The following is an 18,716-nucleotide window of genomic DNA, read 5'->3' as shown; positions in this document are numbered from 1 at the left end:
TCTCCCAGTTCAGAACGAGTGACGGCGGTGGAGCAGGCGCCGCAGGACGGCCGCCTTGACCGCGAGCGCGAGGACGAGGGCGGCGAACCCGCCGACCGGCCCGAGCGGGGGCACGAGCAGCGCGGCGCCGACGGCGGTGGCGGCGAGCGCTACTACGGCGGTGCCCGAGGTCAGGGTCAGCACCTTGCTGTTGGTGTTTTCGATGAGGAAGCTCGCGTAGAGCCCGGTCGCGTACAGCGCCGTCTCGACGAGCACGAGCACCCCGAGCACGACGTAGCTGTCCTCGGTCATGAGCAACGCGCGTGTCGACGGCACGGCGAGACCCGCCCCGAGCAGCACGGCGAAGCCGATCCCGGCCCGTTCGACCAGCTTCAGCAGCTCCGACGCGCGGGCCCGGCCGGCCACCGCGCCGGTGCCGCGCATGCGACGTGACGCCGTCGGCTGGTGCAGCTTCAGCTGGTAGAACAGCAGCGAGCAGAACGCGCTCGACACCAGCAGCGCCAGGTAGAACGGGCCGCTGTCGGTTGTCCGCCCGGACAGGGCCAGCACGCCGAACACCACCGACGTCGAGATCACGTCGAGCAGTTCGGTCAGGCCGAGCAGGACCGTGCTGCGCCCGTACGCCGGCAGGAGCCGGTGCCCGGGTACGCCGCCGCCGCGCAGCCACGGCCTCGGCAGCAGGGCCACCGACGCGCCGAGGATCACGACGAGCCCGGCGAGCAGCAGCGCGAGGTGCGTCTCGGGGGACCACCGCACCGCCCAGGTCACGCACGTGACGATCCCGACGACGACCGAGCCCGCGGCGAACGCGAGCGCGTCCAAAGTGGACTTGTCGCGCAGCCGGTGCAGACCGGACACGGTCATCAGCAGCCCGCCGGCGATCGACCACGCGGCCGCCGTCAGGTACAGCGCCGCGTCCGATTCCGGCGCGACGACGAGCGCGACGACCATGGCGGCCAGCACCACCAGCACCGGCACGGCGGCGATCCGGACCGCGAGCGCGGCGACCGCGTCCCGGGTCAGGCGCAGCCGGGGCAACGCCTTGAGCGCGGACTTCTCCGCCGCGGCCGGCACGAAGTTCAGCCACGTCATCAGGCCGAGCGCGTTCGTGAAGCGCCCGTAGTCGTGCGCGCCCCACGCGGTGAGCAGGACCAGCCCCATCAGCTGGACCGACAACCGGAACACCCCGCGGCCGGCGAGCAGGCGCAGCACCACCGCCGGCCGTGGCGGGGCCACGACCGGCGGGGCGGCGGGGGACAACCCCGTCACGGCAGGGGTACCGCCATGTCCTGCTCGTGGAGCAGGAACTTCAGCGTGCCGCGCACCTCGTTCTCCGCGGCGAGCACCTCGGGCACGGACCGGGCGGTGAGCACGACGTAACCCAGCTTGTAGCCGGCCTGCTCGTACGGCTTGACGTAGGACCCTTCGTCGGCGAACAGGTGCAGCCCGACCACGCCGGGCATCGCGGCGACGTCCTCGACACCGTCCACCCGGGACAGATGACCACCGCGGTCGGACGCGAGGATGTGCACCAGCGTCGGCTTCGCCGCGTGCAGGTCCAGCTCCACCGCGTCACCGGTGGCCGCCGCGATCCCGGCGGCGATCAGGTCGGCGCCGTAACAGTGCTGGATCGCTTCCGCGAGGCCGTTTCCGCCCATCCGCGCGCCCATCTCGATGAGGTAGAGCTGCCCGTCGCGGCCCAGGACGGCGTCCAGCGTGAGCGGCCCGGTCCGGTAGCCGAGCTCGGCGCAGATCAGGTCGAGCGCCTCGATCAGCCGCAGCTCGGCGTCCGCGGGCAGTTCACCGGGCAGCAGGTGCGACGACGTCACGAAGAACGGCGGCGGCGTGAGCGTGCGTTCGGTGACGGCGTGGAAGACGATCCGGCCGTCCACGACCAGTGCTTCGATCGTGTAGTGCGTGCCGTCGAGGTGCTCCTCGACGACCAGGCGGCCGGACGGCGAGAACGCGAGCGACTCGGTGAACGCCTTGGCCAGCCGGCCGGGGCCGGAACACGAGACGACCCCGCGGCTGCCGGACGAGTCGACCGGCTTGACCAGCGTCGGGAACCGCAGCTGCTGGGCGGCGTTGACCAGCTCCGGGCCCGGGCGGCCGGCGACACTGCGGTAACCCGGGAGTCCTAAGTGGTCACACAACGCGCGGAAGACGGACTTGTCCGTCGACGCCTGGACCGCGTACTCCGGCAGGGGATCCGGCAGGCCCCAGTGCCGGGTGAGCCACGCGAGCGTCGGCAGGCCGACGTCGCTCGCCGGGCAGAGCACCCCGGCGATGTCGGGCCGGCCGTCGAGCGCCGCCGCGATCTGCTCCGGCGCCCGCACGCTGACCTGCAGGAACTCGTCCGCGAACGCGACACCCGGCGCGCCGGGCCGGACGTCGACGCAGATCGTGCGGAAACCCAGCTCGCGGGCCCGTTCGTAGGTGCTCACCGCACCGTCCGCGCCGCCCAGGATCACCAGGGTTCTCGCGGAGCCTCTCTCGGAACTTGTCACGCTGAAATGCCTTTCCCCAGTTGCACATCGATCCGCCGGGGCCCCTCGGGGTCCTCGGTCGTGAAGAGCCGGTCCTCGACGTCGACCACGACGTTCGCCTCCCGGATGTAGAACTGCCGCGGCTTCGGCTGCCCCGCGCCGACCACGACGAGGTAGCGCACGGTCAGCGAGAGCACCAGCAGCAGCACGGTGAGCAGCATGAAGAGCGTCACGGCCGTGGCACTCGCGCCGAGCAGGCCGGACGCCGCCGCCGCGGCGGCCAGCACCCCGAAGCCGGCGGCGAACAACGCGGTCGCCGAGGCCATGGTGGTCAGCCGGCGGGTGAACCCGACGAACAGCTCGATGGCGTGCGACGACAGGAAGCTCATGCCCACTTTGGACTCGCCGCGCTCGCGGGCCCGGTGTGCCACCTGGACACAGGTGTAGCGGCTCGTCAGCCGCGGGACCGTGGCCAGGAAGTACGGCGTGCCGAGCCGCAGGTCCACGATCTTGCGGGCCAGCTCGGCCCGGACCAGCCGGAACGCCGTGGCGCCCGGCGGGATCTCGATGCGCAGCAGGCGGGCGCCGATGAAGTGGAACGCGGCGGTGCCCCAGCGCCGCAGCCGCGGGTCCTGCCGGTTCGTGCGGACGCCGAAGACCGCGTCGTACCCCTGTTCGGCCGCCGCGATGAGCTTGTGCGACTCGGCGGCGGGGAACTGCTGGTCGGCGTCGATGTGCAGCACCCAGGGTTGCGACGCGTACCGGTAGCCGGCCGAGAAGGCGGCTTCGAAACCGAAATTGCGGCTGAAGGACACATACCGCACCCGGGGGTCGGCCGCGGCGAGTGTGCGGATCTCGCCCAGCGTTCCGTCGGTGCTCCCGTCATCGATGTAAAACAGTTCGAGTGAATAGTCGGACAGTTCGTTGGTTATTTCCCGATAAGACGGTCCGACGTTGTCGACTTCGTTGAAGCACGGAATGACTACGGTGAGTCCGCATGTCGCCGGACCAGGGAATGCCCTGGTCATCTGCAACGCCGGGCGGGTGATGCCGGATTCGTGTCCGTCCGATCACCGACAGTGCGAATGGTGCTCATGAATACCCCAGTTGGATCTGCTCAGACCGCTTGTCGATGCGCGGCGTTGCGGAGTTATAAGCAGACCGATCGACGTTTGGGGACGGGTTCACTACGAATTCCTCCGTTCAGACCCAGACCAAAGTATTAACCCATCCGGCATTCGGGGTGTCCTGCGGACGAAGTCCTTCCACTACGCCCCGCGATGGCGCAGACTCCCCGGCCATGTGGAGTCTGGGGGCTGGTGTTGTGTGGCGTGCTGCCTACGCGCGGGCGGTGCGCTCGGCGTTCGCCACGGTGCCGTTCTACCGCGAGCGCTGGGCGCTCGACGGCCGCGAAGATCCAGTGCTGGTACCGGGTCGCACCGGGACGAACGGCGGCGCGGCGCCGCTCGCGGAAGCCGTGCACAAGCTCGTGGACCTGGTCCCGCTCGCCGGGGGCGCGCAGCGGACCGACCCTTCGCGCGGCCTCGGCCGGGTGCTGCGGACGGCGCGGCGGCCCACGCCCGGCAGCTTGATCGTCCTTTTGGGACAAGACGATCTCCGCCCGCCTGCCGACCTGCCGAAAGACGTTCGTGGCTGCGTCGCCGATCCCGACGCGCCGAGCGCGTCCGTGCTCCGCGAGCTGACGGCGGTGCTGGCGCGCGGTCACCGCGTGCTCGCCGTCGGCGACGACAAGGCGATCACGACGTTCACCGCCGCACTGCCCGAAAACAGCGCGCACCGTGTCGAAGCCGTGCCGCACCGTGAACTCGACTCGCTGGACGCCGGCCCGTACGGCGTGCTGCACGACCCGGCGCTCGGCTACCTCGGCGCACTGGCCGGCTGCGGGCGGTGGCACCTCGACTGGCCGCACGTCCACGCCCGGCCGACGGCCGGCGGGCTCGCCTTCACCTTGCTGCGCCAGGAGTCCCCGCGGTTCGTCGACGTCATCCCGGCCGGCGGGGTGCCCGGCCGGATCGAGTCCTGCCCGCGTCACGGCAGCCCGGTCGTCGTCGCATGAGGTTCGTGTTCCACGATCCCCGCACGGACCCGGCGCCCGCGGGCTGGGCGGACTTCTCCCGGACCGCGCGGCTGCACCCGGTGTGGGACTACGGCTTGATGGGTCTCGAGGCCTGGGGCGCGCGCAACCCGCAGCTGGTGGCCGCCGCCGTCGAGGGGGACGAGGTCGTCGCCGGGATGTCGGTTCTGGTCTGCCGCTTGCCGTGGTCTTCACGGTTCGCGCCCGCGCCGGGACGTCGTTCGCCGCGCCCGTGCTGGGCCGAGGTCTACCAGCCGTGGCTGAGCGGCTTCCCGGGCATCGTGTTCGCGCCGGCGCTCCCGGCCGCCGACCGGCAGCCGCTGGTGCGCGAGTTCGAACGGCAGCTGCGCCGGCACCTGGGCCCCGGGCTGCTGGGCGTGGTCTACCGCGCGATCGGCGAGGAGTTCGCCGCCGGCGTCGGCGGCCGGGCCCGGCTGGTCAAGCCGACCGACCCGACGACCGTGCTGGAAAACCGCTTCACCACCGAAGACGATTGGCTCGCGACGCTCCCGTCCGGCCGCCGGTCGAGCCTGCGGCGCCGCGGCCGGCGGATCGCCGAGGACCCGGCGCTGGTGGTGCGCGGCGGCCCCGGCCGGGACGACGTCGACGGCGTCGAGGTCGCTTCGCTGATCAAGGTGCACCGCGAGCGGTACGGGAAGCTCCCGCTGGACACGCGCACGATGCCGTCGGCCGGGTTCCTGCACCGCTACGTCCGGCGCCCGGACGTCCACACGCTGACCTACCGCGACGCCGACGGCCGGCTGCTGGCCGTGAACACCATGCTCGACCACCCGGACAGCCCCAGCCTGCAGCACTGGGCGGCGTTGCCGCTGGACGAACGCGGCCGGGGCGCAGGACTGTACTTCGACGCGTATGTCCGTGCTGTCCGTTTTATGGCGCGTCGTGGGGCGAAAGAACTTTCGGCGGGCCGGGGCATGGTCGAACTGAAGCAGGAATTGGGGTTCCGGCCGCGCGCGCTCTTCGCCGCGGCGGTGCCGAGGCTGGTGCTGGGCCGATGACCGCGACCGCGACCAGGGTGTCGCAAGTGGACGTCGTCGACCCCCGCGTCGACCCGCAACCCGACGGCTGGGCGGCGTTCCGCGCCCGGTGCCTGCCGCCCGTGTGGGACTACGAACTACTGCGCCGCGAGGCGTGGTTGGCGAAGAACCCACCGGTGCTCGCCGTCGTCCGCGAGGGCGAGCGGGTCGTCGGGGCGCTGTCGGTGATGGTGTGCCGGGGCTGGCGGGCCCGGGAGTTCGGGCCGCTTTCCGGCGGCCGGCTGCGGCCGCGCTGGGCCGAGGTCTACCTCCCGCTGCTGAGCGGCTACCCCGCGTGCGTCTTCGACGACGGCGTCGACGAGCGGGCCGCCGTCCGGCAGTTCGAAGGCGCGTTGCGCGAGTACGTCGGACCCGGGCTGCTCGGGGTGATCTACCGGGCGATGAACCCGGAACTGGTGCCCGCGCTTGAAGGCCGTGGCCGAGCAGCCCGCGAGATCGACCCGGCCGCCGTGCTGCGCAACACCTATTCCACAGTGGACGCATGGGAGCGTGAGCTGGCTCCGGAAGTCCGCCGGTACCTCCACCAGGACGTCGGCACCGAAGCGGCGTTCGGCCGCACCGACGTCGACCCGCACGAGCTGGCCGTGCTGCTCAACGCCCACCGCGCGCGGCAGGACGAACGCGCGTGGGCGGGGGGACAGCGATCGCGGATCGGCGGGCTGCACATGGACACCCGCAGCCCGGTCGCGCCCGGTTACCTCGACACGCTGGTCCGCCGTTCGGACGTCCTGACCCGGACCTACCGCGACGACGCCGGCCGCCTGCTCGGCTTCGCCACGATGATCGACCATCCCGCGGGCTGCGCGGTGCACCACTGGGCGGCGCGGCCGAGCGCGGCCGGCGGCCGGAAGGGGCTCTATGTCGACTGTTACGCCCGTTGCGTGGCGCACATGATCGCCGAAGGGCGGCCGGAACTGACCGCGGGCCGGGCGATGCTCGCCGAAAAGACCGCGCTCGGCTTCGGCACGCGCTCGTTGTGGTCGGTCGCCGTACCGCGTCCGGTGCTGGGCCGATGACCTTCACCGTGCGGGTGCTCGACCCGCGCACCGATCCCGAGCCCGCCGGCTGGGCCGCGTTCCTGCACGCCCAGCAGGCGCCGTTGACCTGGGACTACAGCCTGCTGTGCACGGAGTCGCGGCACTCGCGCAGCCCGTACCTGCTGACCGTGGTCACCGACGGCGGCGCGATCGTCGCCGCCGTCCTCGCCATGCTGTGCCGCCCGGGTTCGGCCACCGGCCCGGGCCCGGTCGGCGGGGTCGCCCGCTGGGGCCCGCGCTGGCTGGAGGTCCAGCACGCCTGGCTCAGCAGTTATCCGGCGTGGCTGTTCGCCGAAGACGTCGACCCGGCCGGGCAGCGCGAGATCCTGCGGCGCTTCGAGCGGGCGGTCTGCCGGTTCGCCGGGCCGGGCTGTCTCGGCGTGGTCTACCGCGCGGTCGCGCCGGACGCCACCGGGCTGGTGTCCGGGCGGGGCCGGCTCGTCCGGGAGATCCAGCCGACGCTGGTGCTGGAGAACACCTTCACCGACCTCGACGGCTGGCTCGCGACGCTGAGCCGCAACCGCCGGTCGAGCCTGCGCGGCCAGATCCGCAAGATCGCCGCCGACCCCGGCCTGACCGTTCGCGCCGGCACCGCCCGCGACGACCTCGACGGCGCCGAACTGGCCGCGATGCTGCACGCGCACCGCGCGGCCAAGGGCCCGGTGAAGTTCGACCAGCGCGGCCCGGTCACCGGCGAGTACCTCGACGAGCTGATCCGGCGCCCGGACGTCGTCACGACGACCTACCACGACGCCGACGGCCGGCTGCTCGCCTTCACCGACCTGCTCGACCACCCGGTGATGCCGCTGCACCAGCACTGGGCCGCGCTGCCGCCCGCCGAGGGCCGGCCCAAGCACCTCTACTTCGACGTCGTCGCGCGCGGGGTGGGGCACATGATCGAGCACCGCCGGAAGTTCCTGTCCCTGGGCCGCGGGGTCACCGACCTCAAGACGTCGCTGGGGTTCTCCCCGGCCCCGATGGCCGGGGCCGTCGTGCCGAGGCCGGTGATCCGATGGTGACCGACGTGCTCGACCCGCGCCACGACGCGGAACCGGCGTACTGGACGGCGTTGCGGGAGCGCGCCGGGCTCCGGGCCGACTGGAGCTGGGAGGTGCTCCGGACCCAGGCGTGGGCCGCACGGACCCCGCAGCCGGTCACCGTGCTCCGCGACGGCGACGAACCCCGCGGCGTCGTCTGCGCCGCGTGGGTCACCGGCCGGACCCGCCGCAACCGCTTCGGCTCCGCGACCGCGCGCCGCGGCCGGCTCGGCGGCCTCGACGTCCGCGGGCCCGGCGCGAGTTCGCAGCCCGGCTGGTGGTTCGCGGACCCGGGCGACGACGGCGGCGTGACGCGGCTGCTCGAGACGTACGTCCCGGCGATCCGCGCCGAGCTCGGCCGCGGGTTCCGCGGGATGCTGGTCCGGCAGGTCGGCGAGGCCGGGCTCGACGCCGTCGGCGGCCGGTTCCGGCTGGTGCGGCGGACCGAGGACATCGCCGTGCTCGACGTCAGCGCGTTCGGCTCCCGCGACGACTGGATGCACTCGCTGGCCCGCAAGCGCAAGCAGAACCTGCGGAAGATCTTCCGCACCTTCGACGCCGACCCGAGCGTCGAGGTGCGGTGCGTGCCGGGCAAGGAAGCCGACCCGGTCGCCATCGCGGAAGTGTTGCGGCACAACGAACGCAAGCACCACGACGTGCCGATCGTGCCGTTGCCGCACTTCACCGGCTACCTGACGGAGCTGCTGCGCCAGCCCGACGTCACGGTGATCGAGTACCGCGACGCTGGCACCGGGCGGCTGCTCGCCGTGGCCACCCTGCTCGACCACCCGGAGCTGCCGATCGCGCGGCACTGGGGCGCGCTCGGGCCCGAGGCCGGCGGGCGGCCCAACCTGTACTTCCACTTCTACGGCGAGGCGGTGAGCTGGGCGATCGCGCAGGGGCGGTCGTCGGTGGTGTTCGGCAAGAAGATGACCGAGATGAAGGCGACGCTCGGGGCGCGGCTCGTCCCGCAGTACGCGGCGGCCGTCCCGGTTTGCTAGCTTCGCGGCGTCTCACCCGCCGCGCTTCAGGAGAGCCCCGCCATGCCGATGATCAGCGTCTCGATGTTCCCCGGCCGCACGCCCGCCCAGAAGAGTGCCCTGGTCCGGGAGCTGACCGACGCCTTCGTCCGCACCTGCGGCGGCAAGCCCGAAGGCGTCCAGGTGACGCTCATCGAGGTCGGCGCGGACCACTGGGCCACCGGCGGGGTCCTGCACTCGGAACGCTGAAAGCCGTGAAGGCCTGGCGGATTCATGCGGTGGTTGCAACACCTGGTGTTTGTTGATCTGACAGTAGCTTCGTGAGGGCCTCGGTTGGTGTCCGCCAGCCGAGGGTCTCCCGAGGCCGCCCGTTCAGCTCCTCCGCCACCCGCACCAGATCATCCGCGCTGTGCTGGGACAGGTCGGTGCTTTTGGGGAAGTACTGCCGGAGCAGTCCGTTGGTGTTCTCGTTGCTGCCGCGCTGCCAGGGCGAATGCGGATCGCAGAAGTAGATCTGCAACCCGGTGTCGAGGGTGATCTTCCGGTGATGGGCCATTTCTTTGCCCTGATCCCAGGTCAGCGAGCCCAGCAGCAGCGGCGGCAACGTCTGGATCATCTCGGTCATCGACGCCGCGACCGTGGCTGCGTCTCGCCCGTGGGGCAGGTGCAGCAGCATCACGAACCGGGTCGACCGTTCCACCAGCGTCCCGATCGCGGACCGATTGTCCTGGCCCAGGATCAGGTCGCCTTCCCAATGCCCCGGCACCGCCCGGTCGGCGGCCTCGGCAGGCCGCTCGGAAATGTTGACCATGTCCTGGATCCCGCCCGACGGGCGCTCCCGCCGGGCCTGGGCCTGCCGCCGCGGCATCCGCAACGCCCGCCCGGTCCGCAGTGCTGCGGTCAGTTCCCGGCGCAGCGCGCCCCGGCCCTGCACATACAGCGACTGATAGATCGTCTCGTGCGACACCCGCATCTCCGGCCGGTCGGGAAAGTCCAGCACCAGTCTCTCGGAGATCTGCCGCGGCGACCACTTCCGGGTCAGCCCGTCCTGCACCGCCGCCCGCAACGCCGGATCGGCACGCAGCTTCGCGGTCTTGGGTCGTTTCGCGCGGTGTTCGGCCCGGTGCTGGGCGCTGCTGGCCCGGTAGTGGCCGGTCAGGCCGGTGTTGCGGGCCAGCTCCCGTGACACTGTCGAGGCCGGCCGGTCGATCGTTCTGCCGATGGCGCGTGGGCCGTGACCTGCGGCTTTCAGACAGGCGATCTCTTCCCGCTCGGCGATAGTCAGCCGGACCGGCCCGGGCTGGTGGGGTGCGTTGCTGATCACCCCGCCAGCTTGGCGGAACAGCCGCCCGCCTGTGGCGGGGGCGAAACCGGCCGCTTGCGCGGCCGGTTTCGCGGTCAGGCCTGCCCGGATCTGCTGCCAGAACAGCAGCTGCGCCGAGCGTGGTAGCCACCGATGGGTTCGTACCCGTGTCATCGCAGTTCCACCCTTCGCTGGGCGGTGTTGCAACGACTCCATGACTCCGAGACTCCTTACCGGCTCTTATGGCCGGTAAGGAGGCCTTCACGGCTTTTGGGCCGGGCTTCGGGCGGATCAGCGCAGGCCGAGGGCCCGCTGGGCGAAGTTGACCTCGATGGACGTCTGCTTGATCGTCTCGGCGATCACCAGCGAGCCGTGGCCGGCGTCGTACCGGTAGAACTCGTGGTGCAGCTCGCGGCCGCCGAGCCGGTCGAGGTAGTTCTCGATCTGCCGGATCGGGCAGCGCGGGTCGTTGTCGCCGGCCAGCACCAGCACCGGCGCGGTGACGGCGTCGACGTAGGTGATCGGCGAGCACTCCGCGTACACCGCGGGCACGTCGTCGGGCGAACCGCCGAAGAGGGCGCGGTCGAACGAGCGCAACTGCTCCATCTCGTCCTCGTACGCGGCGACGTAGTCCGCCACCGGCACCCCGGCGACGCCGGCCGCCCAGCGCGCGGGCTGCGTGCCGAGCGCCAGCAGGGAGAGGTAACCGCCCCACGAAGCGCCGTTCACAACGCACTTCTTCGGGTCGCTGAGTCCACTTTGGACGGCCCAGTCGTGCACCGAGGCGACGTCTTCCAGCTCGGTCAGCCCGGGCCGGCCCTCGATGGCGTCGCGCCAGGCCGAGCCGTAGCCGGTCGAACCGCGGTAGTTGACCTCGACCACGGCGAACCCGGCGTCGAGCCAGGTCGCGCGGTACGCCGAGAAGCGGTCCTCGTCGGCCGCGTGCGGGCCGCCGTGCAGCGAGAACACCGTCGGCAGCGGGCCATCCGGCGCGCCGGACGGCCGTGAGACCAGCGCGTGGATCCGCCCGCCGACGCCTTCGACGAACGCGTCGGTCAGCGGCTCCGACCCCGGCGCCCGATCACCCGGCGGTGACAGCAGCACCGCGTCGGCGCCGTCGGTGGTGCGGGCCCGGACGGCGGCCGGCTCGGCCGCGCTCGACCAGGAGTACTCGACGGTCCCGTCGGGACGCACGCCGGCGCCGCCGATCCGGCCCGCCGGAGTGTCCACAGAGGACAGCTCGGCGGAGTCGAGGTCGTAGCGGTACAACGAGCTGCGGCCTTCGTGGAAGTGCACGACCAGCAGGGCGCGCGCGTCCGGGTACCAGCCGGCGACGACCTCGCCGGGCAGGTCGAGCTCGATCTCGGTCTCGGTGTCCGCCCGGACGTCCCAGACCAGCAGCTCCTCGCGGCCCCGCCGTTCGTGCAGCACCAGCAGGCGCTGATCGCCCGGCAGCGGGGAGAACTCGAGGGCGGACAGGGCCTTGCCCTCGCCGTCCCACTTGTCGGCGACGGTGGCGAACCCGTCGGTGGCGAGGATCCGCAGCGCCGGGTGGCGCGAGTCGCCGTGCTCGGAGTGCGAGATGGCGATCAGGCTCTCGTCGCGCGAGAGCGACGTGATGCCGGCGTCGTCCGCGTGGCTGTAGAAGCGGTGCGTCTCGCCGCCGATCCGGGCGAACAGCTCGCTGCCGTCGTCGGTCGAGACGCCGACCGCGATGAGGCCGGTGCCGATCTCGAGGCCGGCCGGGTAGCCGTCGTGGACGTCCGGCACCGCCTTCTCGGGCTTGCTGCCCTCGGTCGCGGCGAACGGCTCGCGCACCCACGAGCCGAACTCGTCGCCGTCGGTGTCGTCGAACCACCAGATCCACTCGCCGTCCGGCGAGGGCGTGGCGTGCATGGTGCCGTTGGGCCGATCGGTGACGCGGCGGTGCTCGCCGGTCGCGCGGTTCCAGGCGTAGACCTCCCAGACACCGCTGGAGTTGGAGACGTAGACGCATCGATCGGGGGCGTCGCGGGCCCAGTCGGGCACGGAAATGCGCGGCGCGTGGAAGCGGGCGCGCCAGCGGGCTTCGGTCTCGGCCTCGTCGAACAGCCGGTCCGGGACCACCGCGGGCGGATATTGGTTGGCTGACTGCGTGCTCACCCCTCGATCCTGCCACCTTCTGGCCGTACTGTGTGCGGGGTGCTGGAGGGTTACGCGCCGGGCTACGGGCGAGACGCGGTTTCGATGATGTCCGCGCGCACGGCTGCCGAACGCGCGACGTTCGCCCAGCCGCTGTTCGGGCCGGGGATGTGGGTGGTCGACCTCGGCTGCGGCCCGGGTTCGATCACGCTGGGGCTGGGCGCCGGGTCGCGCGTCACCGGCGTCGACCGCGACGCCGGTCAGGTCGCGATGGCCCGCGACTCCGCGCGCCGGGCCGGCCGGTCCACAGTGGACTTCGTGGTGGCGTCGGCGTACGCGCTGCCGTTCGACGACGGCTGCGTCGACGTCGCGTTCTCGCACGCGCTGTTCGAGCACCTCGCCGCGCCGGTGGCCGCGCTGGCGGAGCTGCGCCGCGTCCTGAAGCCGGGTGGCAGGCTCGCGCTGTCCACTTCGGACTGGAGCAAGGCCCGGCTGCGCCCGAAGACGGCGAACGTCGACGCGGCCCTGCGTGGCCACTACCTGCTGCGCCGCCGTGCGGGCGGCGACCCGTTCGCCGGCCGCAAGATCGCCGACCACTGCGCGGCGGCGGGGTTCGCCGAGATCGTTTCGCGCCCCCGCTACCGCGAGGACATGACGTACCGCGACCTGGCGAGGTACGTCGAGTCCCGGTTGGACGCGGCGATCTCGGACCCGGACTACGGCCGCGACCGCGACCAGCTGGCGAGCGCGGCCCGCTCGGCGTGGACGTGGGTCAGAAGCGGCGACGGCGACTTCAGCCAGTGCTGGGTGGAACTGACCGCAACGCGTTAGCCGCGCACACGCGGGGGTCCGGGGGCGGAGCCGCCCGGCGGGGTTTGGGGTTCGACCCCAAAAAATGCCGATAGGGCCGGAGTGGCTGGCGTTTTCCGCCAGCAGACCGGCCCTATCGGCACTATCGTCGGGGTGGCGGGATTCGAACCCACGACCTCCTCGACCCGAACGAGGCACGCTACCAAGCTGCGCCACACCCCGAGGTACTGCTTAACGGGTCGTGGAGAAGTCTAGCGGACGTTGTCGCGGGCTTTCCGGCGGGCCGCCTTACGCGGTTCGTCGGCCCCTGACCCGCGCGGGACCAGCGTCAACAGGCTCGCTTCCGGCGGGCACGCGAACCGGGCCGGGGCCCACGGCGACGTCCCCAAGCCGGCCGAGACGTGCAGCCACATGTGCGCGCCCCAGCGCGAGGCGCCACGGGCGCGACTGCGATCCAGGTCACAGTTGGTGACGAGCGCGCCGTAACCCGGGAGGCGCAGCTGGCCGCCGTGGGTGTGGCCGGCCAGCACGAGGTCGTAACCGTCCGTGGCGAACGTGTCGAGCACCCGCGGCTCCGGCGAGTGCGTCACGCCGAGGCGGACGGCCGCGCCGCTGTCGGCCGGGCCGGAGATGTCGGCGTAGCGGTCGCGGCGCAGGTGCGGGTCGTCGACACCCGCGGCGAACACCCGCTGGCCGCCGACGTCGATCGTGCGGCGCACGTGCGTCAGGTCGGTCCAGCCGTGCTCGACGAACGCCGCGCGCAGGTCGCGCCACGGCAGCTGGACGCCGTGGATGCGCTTCTTCTTGCCCTTCGGCATCAGGTAGCGGGCCGGGTTCTTGGGTTTCGGCGCGTAGTAGTCGTTGCTCCCGAAGACGAACACGCCGGGCCGGTCGAGCAGCGGGCCGAGCGCGCGCAGCACCGAAGGCACGGCCTGGTGGTGCGACAGGTTGTCACCCGTGTTGACGACCAGGTCCGGGTTCAGCTCGTTGAGGGCCGCGACCCAGCGCTGCTTGCTCCGGTGGCTCGGCAGCATGTGCAGGTCCGAAACGTGCAGGATGGTGAACGGCCGTGACCCGGGCGCCAGCACCGGGAGTTCGGCGGTGCGCAGGGTCCAGAGGCGCCGTTCGATGCCGACGGCGTAACCGAGGGTGGCGGCGCCGAGCGCCACTGTCCCCGCGGCGAGGCGGATCGCCTTCGCCCCCGACGTGGGTTTGTTACTGAGCGTGCTCACGGGCTCCAGGATACGTGCTCAACGGTTGGATGACTTCGCCCCCGTTCCGGGGAACCTGCGCCTTAGCATTTGCGTCGGCCCTGTCACACGGGGGTTTTCGGGGGTTCCGGGTGGCGGAGCCCCCGGCCCGGGGCGAAGCCCCGATTGTCACAGTGCAACGAGCCGGGGGGCTTGGGGAGAACGATGGAGCAGTTCGGGCCGTACCGGATCGAAGGCCTGCTGGGCCGCGGTGGCATGGGTGAGGTCCACCGCGCCTACGACACGGCGCACGACCGCGTCGTCGCGTTGAAGCTGTTGTCCGACCCGTACGTATCGGACGAGGCCTTCCGCGCGCGCTTCCGCCGCGAGTCACAGATCGTGGCACGGCTGCGCGAGCCGCACGTGATCCCGATCCACGCGTACGGCGAGATCGACGGGCAGCTGTACCTCGACATGCGGCTGGTCGAGGGCAAGGACCTGAAGGAGCTGCTCGAAGAGGGGCCGCTGACGCCCGATCGTGCCGCGGGGATCGTGGAGCAGGTGGCGGGCGCGCTCGACGCCGCGCACGTGGACGGCCTGGTGCACCGCGACGTCAAGCCGTCGAACGTGCTCGTCACGAGCGGCGACTTCGTGTACCTCGTGGACTTCGGCATCGCGCGCTCGATGAGCGGCGAGGCGACGTCGCTCACCGGCACCGGCAACGTGATCGGCACGCTCGACTACATGGCGCCGGAACGCTTCGGCGACGCCCCGATCACCGGCCTCGTCGACGTCTACGCGCTCGCGTGCGTGTTCTTCGAGTGCCTCACCGGGCACCGTCCGTTCCAGGCGGAAGGTGCGGCCGCGCAGATGGGCGCGCACCTGACCGCGCCGCCGCCCGTGCTTTCGCAGGCGCGCCCGGGCGTGCCGAGCGCGCTGGACGCCGTGGTGGCGCGCGGGATGGCGAAGAACCCGGCCGACCGCTACCCGACGGCGGCGGCGTTCGCGGCCGCCGTCCGGACCGCCTTGGCGGCGCCGGCCGCGGCGCCCATCCCGACGTGGCAGAAGACGCTGCCCGGTCCGGTGACCCCGCCACGCCCGATGCCGACTCTGCAGGCGCAGCACGGCCTGTCCGCGCCGGTGACCCCGCCACGGCCGATGCCGGCCTACGCGGCTCCGCCGACCGGCCCGTACCCGGCCGCGCCGACCGGCCCGTACCCGGGCCCGCCGACGGGGCCGTACACCGGCCCGCCGACGGGCCCGCGGCCGTTGACCGGCCCGGCCCCGCTGACCGCGCCGTCGCAGCCTCAGCCGTCGAAGTCCCAGCGGGGCCGGTGGATCGCGTTGTGCAGCGCGCTCGCCGGGATCGTCGTGGTGGCGTTGCTGGTCACGTACTTCGTCAGCAAGGACAAGACGACGCAGACGGGCAGCCCGTCGCCGACCGTGCCGGTCACGGTGCCGCCGGGTTCGTCCTCCTCGCCACCGCCGTCGTCTTCACAGCCGCCACCGTCCACTTCGGAATCTTCGCCGCCGAAGCAGGAGCACGACATGGCGCTGTACAACGCCCTTCCGGCCGTCTACAAGCAATACACGTGCGTCGACGCGGCCGCGCCCGCCGGCACGGCCGCGGCGGTCGAGTGTACGGATTCGAACGTCGGCGACGTCAGGATCGGCAACGTGGTCTTCCCCCAGCCGACCGGAGCGAAGTTCTACCGCTTCGCCGACGCGGCCGCTATGGACGCGTACTTCCAGAACGTCGTCAAGACCCAGGGCCTGACCCGCAACGACGCGCAAGGTGCGTGCCGCCCGAAGACGTACCCGAAGATCTGGGGCACGTACTACCGAGCGGAAGTCCCGAAGCCCATCGAGGGTGAGTACCTGACGTGCTTCCTGGGCGACCCGGCGCAGCTCGTGTGGACGGAGAAGAAGAACCTGATCGCGGGCGTCCTGCTGTCCACGAAGGTCGCGGACACCAACCAGCTGGACATGCTCTACCAGTGGTGGAACACGGAGGTCCTGTCGGAGATGCCGCAGAGCTGATCCGAGAAGATCGCGGAGCAGCTCGGAGGGCTGAGCCGGCTCCGAGTGTCAAACGCTGCTGCGGGACAAGAAATGGGCGGGGCCGGAGCAAGTCAAGCTGCTCCGGCCCCGCCCAGGTGTTTCTAGCGGCCCGGGCCGCCCATGTACTGCGGGTCCGGCTGGGGTAGGCCCACGACCGGCTGGCTGGCGTCCATGATGTTCTTCATCGCGCCGAACCACGTCCGGGCCGGGGCCTTGCCGCCGAACATGTTTCCGCTGCCGCACACCCGGACGTTGCCCGGGCCTGCGTCGCAGAGACCGCCCGAGCCGCCGCCGCCGAACTTGAACGTCATCGCCGCGCCCGCGAGCTGCGGGGTGCCGCCGACGAACGTCGCCGAGACGTTGCCCTGGGTCGTGCCCGTCTTGCCGATGATCGGGCGGTTCCACCCGGCCGCGGCGGCCGCGGCCGCCGACGTGCCGCCCGGCTGGTCGTCCTTGCTCATGCCGACCGCCAGGGTGTTCGCCAGGCCTTCGGGCACCGCCTGCTCGCAACCGGCTTCCTTGACCGGCACCGGCTGGCCGTTGCGGTCGGTCACGCCGGCGATCGGCGTCGGCGGGCACCAGACGCCGCCGGAGAGGATCGTCGCCGCGACGTTGCCCAGCTCCAGGCCGCTCAGCGGGCTGAAGCCCAGGGTGAACGCGCCGAAGCCCGCCCAACCCGGCCTGGGGCCGTAGTACTCGGCCTGGGTCTGGCTCTTCTCGGCCTTGTCCGCCTTCGGGTCGACCGTGCCGCCGCCGATGTTGCTCGCCATGGTGTCGCGCATGCCGAGCCGCTTGGCCATGTCGATGCCGGGGGCGGTGCTGCCGAGCCGGTCTTCCAGCTCCACGAACGCGGTGTTCGGCGACGTCGCGAGCGCGGTCTGGACCGTCGCGCCCTGCGCGATGCGGCTGTAGTCACCGGCGTTGCCGACGCAGTACCAGTTCGAGTTCCCGGCCTTCGGACAGGTCTTCGCACCACCCAGGAACACGTGCGAGGTGTAGGAGTCCGGCACCTCGACCGGCGAGTAGATCCCCGCCACGCCCTTCTCCATCGCCGCGGCCGTGGTGAAGATCTTGTACGTCGACCCGGCGCCACCGGTGTTGTAGACACCCGCCGGCAGCGCGTACGTCGTCTGGCCCTGGTCCGGGTCCTGCCCGTAGTCGCGGTTGGCCGCCAGCGCGACCACCTCGTGCCGGTTCTTGCCCGGCTTGATCAGCGACAACGTGTTCGCCACGTACTGCTGGGTCTTCTTGACCTGCGTCTCCGCCGAGACCTTCGCCTCGTGGTTGGCGCGCTGGTCCAGCGTCGTCTTGATCGTGTAGCCGCCGGTGTAGAGCTGGTCCTTGCTCATCCCCGACTTGATCAGGTAGTCCTCGACGTACTGGCAGAAGAACCCGGCCTCCGGGCCCGCGCCGATGCAGTTGGCCGGCGGCTTCGCCGGGAAGTCCGGCACGACACCCAGCGGCTCGCCCTTGAAGCGGTCGGCGTCGGCCTTGGCCAGCTTCTTGTTCTCGACCATCCGGTCCAGCACGATGTTGCGGCGCGCGGTCGCCTTGTCCGCGTGCTTCCACGGGTCGTTGTTGATCGGGTTGTTCACCAATCCGGCGAGCAACGCGGCCTGCGGCACGGTCAGCTTTTCCGGCGTGGTGTTGAAGTACGCGTGCGCGGCGGCGCCGATCCCGTAGATCTGCCGGGAGAATTCGACGATGTTCAGGTAACCCGCGAGAATCTGCTGCTTGGTCAGCTTCGTCTCGAGCTGGATCGCGATCCGCGCTTCCTTCAGCTTGCGGGCGACCGACTGTTCCTGCGCTTTCTTCTGACCCACCGTGTCGCCGCGGTAGACGACGTTGATCAGGTAGTTCTTGACGTACTGCTGCGTGAGCGTCGACGCACCCTGCGTGTCCGCGCCGGTGCTGTTGCTGACGGCCGCGCGCAGCGTGCCCTGCCAGTCGACGCCGTGGTGGTCGTAGAACCGCTTGTCCTCGACCGAGACCAGCGCCCATTTCATGGCTTCGTTGATCTGGTTCTCGTTGATCGGCAGCCGGTACTGGTCGTACATCGTCGCGATCGGGGTACCGGCGCTGTCGGTGACGGTCGTGACCAGCGGTGGCGGGATGTCCGCGAGGTCCGACGACGTCTTCTCGACCGTCTCGCTGGCCTGGTTGGACATGACACCGGCGGCCCCCACGACCGGGAAGAGCATGCCGGCGACGAGCACCCCCGCGAGCAGGCAGAGGCCGATGAGCTTGAACAAACCATCCGCTTTTCGCACGAGGGCCAGCCTACGCGGGGCGGGTCAGGCGCCGGTGACGCCGTGTCCCCGAAGATGTGAATTCAGTGACAAACGCGACCCCCTTCGGTGACATCTGGTAACGGAAGGCATTCTAGGTCTTGGCGGAGGGAACCGAGGGCCCTTACAGTCCGTCAACGTCTCACGAAGAAAGCCGACAGGCGGATCACCGCGAGTGGGAGCTCGCGCGGTCCGGCTTCAGGCACCGGCACCGGGGAGGTGTCCGGCAAACCGACGTGAGCTGAGGGAG

14 protein-coding genes, 1 tRNA gene and 1 pseudogene are annotated in these 18,716 nt (G+C 71.5%); 8 read left to right on the top strand and 8 right to left on the bottom strand.

Going from position 1 to position 18,716, the window contains the following annotated elements; genetic code table 11:
- Positions 1 to 9: 9 nt before the first annotated feature.
- Genes OHS58_RS34475 through OHS58_RS34465 form a run of 3 tightly spaced genes read right to left on the bottom strand, consistent with a single transcriptional unit; the run spans position 10 to position 3,514 of the window.
- Positions 10 to 1,269, bottom strand: a complete 1,260-nt coding sequence (locus OHS58_RS34475; protein WP_328645260.1) for a hypothetical protein — start codon at positions 1,267 to 1,269, stop codon at positions 10 to 12.
- On the bottom strand, positions 1,266 to 2,444 hold the full coding sequence (locus OHS58_RS34470) for an ATP-grasp domain-containing protein (RefSeq protein ID WP_442875484.1): 1,179 nt from the start codon (positions 2,442 to 2,444) through the stop codon (positions 1,266 to 1,268). The genes OHS58_RS34475 and OHS58_RS34470 overlap by 4 nt, the downstream gene beginning before the upstream one ends.
- 59 nt (positions 2,445 to 2,503) lie before the next feature.
- Entirely contained in the window at positions 2,504 to 3,514 is a 1,011-nt protein-coding gene (locus tag OHS58_RS34465; protein WP_326945009.1) for a glycosyltransferase family 2 protein, read from the bottom strand.
- Positions 3,515 to 3,837: 323 nt separating this feature from the next.
- On the opposite strand from OHS58_RS34465, the gene OHS58_RS34460 reads away from it, so the two are divergent.
- The 6 genes and pseudogenes from OHS58_RS34460 to OHS58_RS34435 form a co-directional block, all read left to right on the top strand.
- Positions 3,838 to 4,563, top strand: coding sequence for a hypothetical protein (locus OHS58_RS34460; RefSeq protein ID WP_328649904.1), 726 nt, complete (start codon positions 3,838 to 3,840; stop codon positions 4,561 to 4,563).
- Entirely contained in the window at positions 4,560 to 5,600 is a 1,041-nt protein-coding gene (locus OHS58_RS34455; RefSeq protein ID WP_328645258.1) for a GNAT family N-acetyltransferase, read from the top strand. Before OHS58_RS34460 ends, OHS58_RS34455 begins: the two co-directional genes overlap by 4 nt.
- On the top strand, positions 5,597 to 6,655 hold the full coding sequence (locus OHS58_RS34450) for a hypothetical protein (RefSeq protein ID WP_328645257.1): 1,059 nt from the start codon (positions 5,597 to 5,599) through the stop codon (positions 6,653 to 6,655). Before OHS58_RS34455 ends, OHS58_RS34450 begins: the two co-directional genes overlap by 4 nt.
- Complete coding sequence (locus tag OHS58_RS34445) at positions 6,652 to 7,695, top strand: GNAT family N-acetyltransferase (protein WP_326945006.1); 1,044 nt, start codon at positions 6,652 to 6,654, stop codon at positions 7,693 to 7,695. The genes OHS58_RS34450 and OHS58_RS34445 overlap by 4 nt, the downstream gene beginning before the upstream one ends.
- On the top strand, positions 7,689 to 8,714 hold the full coding sequence (locus OHS58_RS34440) for a GNAT family N-acetyltransferase (RefSeq protein WP_328645256.1): 1,026 nt from the start codon (positions 7,689 to 7,691) through the stop codon (positions 8,712 to 8,714). The genes OHS58_RS34445 and OHS58_RS34440 overlap by 7 nt, the downstream gene beginning before the upstream one ends.
- A gap of 36 nt (positions 8,715 to 8,750) precedes the next feature.
- A pseudogene (locus tag OHS58_RS34435) lies at positions 8,751 to 8,942 on the top strand (tautomerase family protein); the annotation flags it as partial.
- Between the two features lie 22 nt (positions 8,943 to 8,964).
- On the opposite strand, the gene OHS58_RS34430 reads toward OHS58_RS34435, so the two are convergent.
- On the bottom strand, positions 8,965 to 10,170 hold the full coding sequence (locus tag OHS58_RS34430; RefSeq protein WP_328645255.1) for an IS30 family transposase: 1,206 nt from the start codon (positions 10,168 to 10,170) through the stop codon (positions 8,965 to 8,967).
- Between the two features lie 117 nt (positions 10,171 to 10,287).
- Positions 10,288 to 12,138 (bottom strand): prolyl oligopeptidase family serine peptidase, encoded by a 1,851-nt coding sequence (locus OHS58_RS34425; protein ID WP_328645254.1) that lies wholly within the window; start codon positions 12,136 to 12,138, stop codon positions 10,288 to 10,290.
- Positions 12,139 to 12,177: 39 nt separating this feature from the next.
- On the opposite strand from OHS58_RS34425, the gene OHS58_RS34420 reads away from it, so the two are divergent.
- A complete protein-coding gene (locus tag OHS58_RS34420; RefSeq protein ID WP_326956771.1) occupies positions 12,178 to 12,948 on the top strand; it encodes a methyltransferase domain-containing protein in 771 nt (256 codons plus the stop codon).
- A gap of 127 nt (positions 12,949 to 13,075) precedes the next feature.
- Here the strand turns inward: OHS58_RS34420 and OHS58_RS34415 are convergent.
- A tRNA-Pro gene (locus OHS58_RS34415) sits at positions 13,076 to 13,149 on the bottom strand.
- A gap of 29 nt (positions 13,150 to 13,178) precedes the next feature.
- The gene (locus OHS58_RS34410; RefSeq protein WP_326956772.1) at positions 13,179 to 14,159 is read right to left on the bottom strand and encodes a metallophosphoesterase; all 981 of its coding nucleotides are present in this window, start codon (positions 14,157 to 14,159) and stop codon (positions 13,179 to 13,181) included.
- A gap of 183 nt (positions 14,160 to 14,342) precedes the next feature.
- Between OHS58_RS34410 and OHS58_RS34405 the strand changes: the two genes are divergently transcribed.
- Complete coding sequence (locus tag OHS58_RS34405; RefSeq protein ID WP_328645253.1) at positions 14,343 to 16,157, top strand: serine/threonine-protein kinase; 1,815 nt, start codon at positions 14,343 to 14,345, stop codon at positions 16,155 to 16,157.
- A 122-nt stretch (positions 16,158 to 16,279) separates the two neighbouring features.
- Here the strand turns inward: OHS58_RS34405 and OHS58_RS34400 are convergent, their stop codons facing one another.
- Positions 16,280 to 18,448 carry a transglycosylase domain-containing protein gene (locus OHS58_RS34400; protein ID WP_328645252.1) on the bottom strand — a complete coding sequence of 723 codons (2,169 nt, stop codon included), beginning with the start codon at positions 18,446 to 18,448 and terminating at the stop codon, positions 16,280 to 16,282.
- Between the last annotated feature and the right edge of the window lie 268 nt (positions 18,449 to 18,716).

It is taken from the genome of Amycolatopsis sp. NBC_00348, from assembly GCF_036114655.1.
Taxonomy (GTDB): Bacteria; Actinomycetota; Actinomycetes; order Mycobacteriales; family Pseudonocardiaceae; genus Amycolatopsis.
The sequence above is the reverse complement of the archived record's forward strand: the minus strand, read 5'-3'. Positions and strand labels throughout refer to the sequence as shown.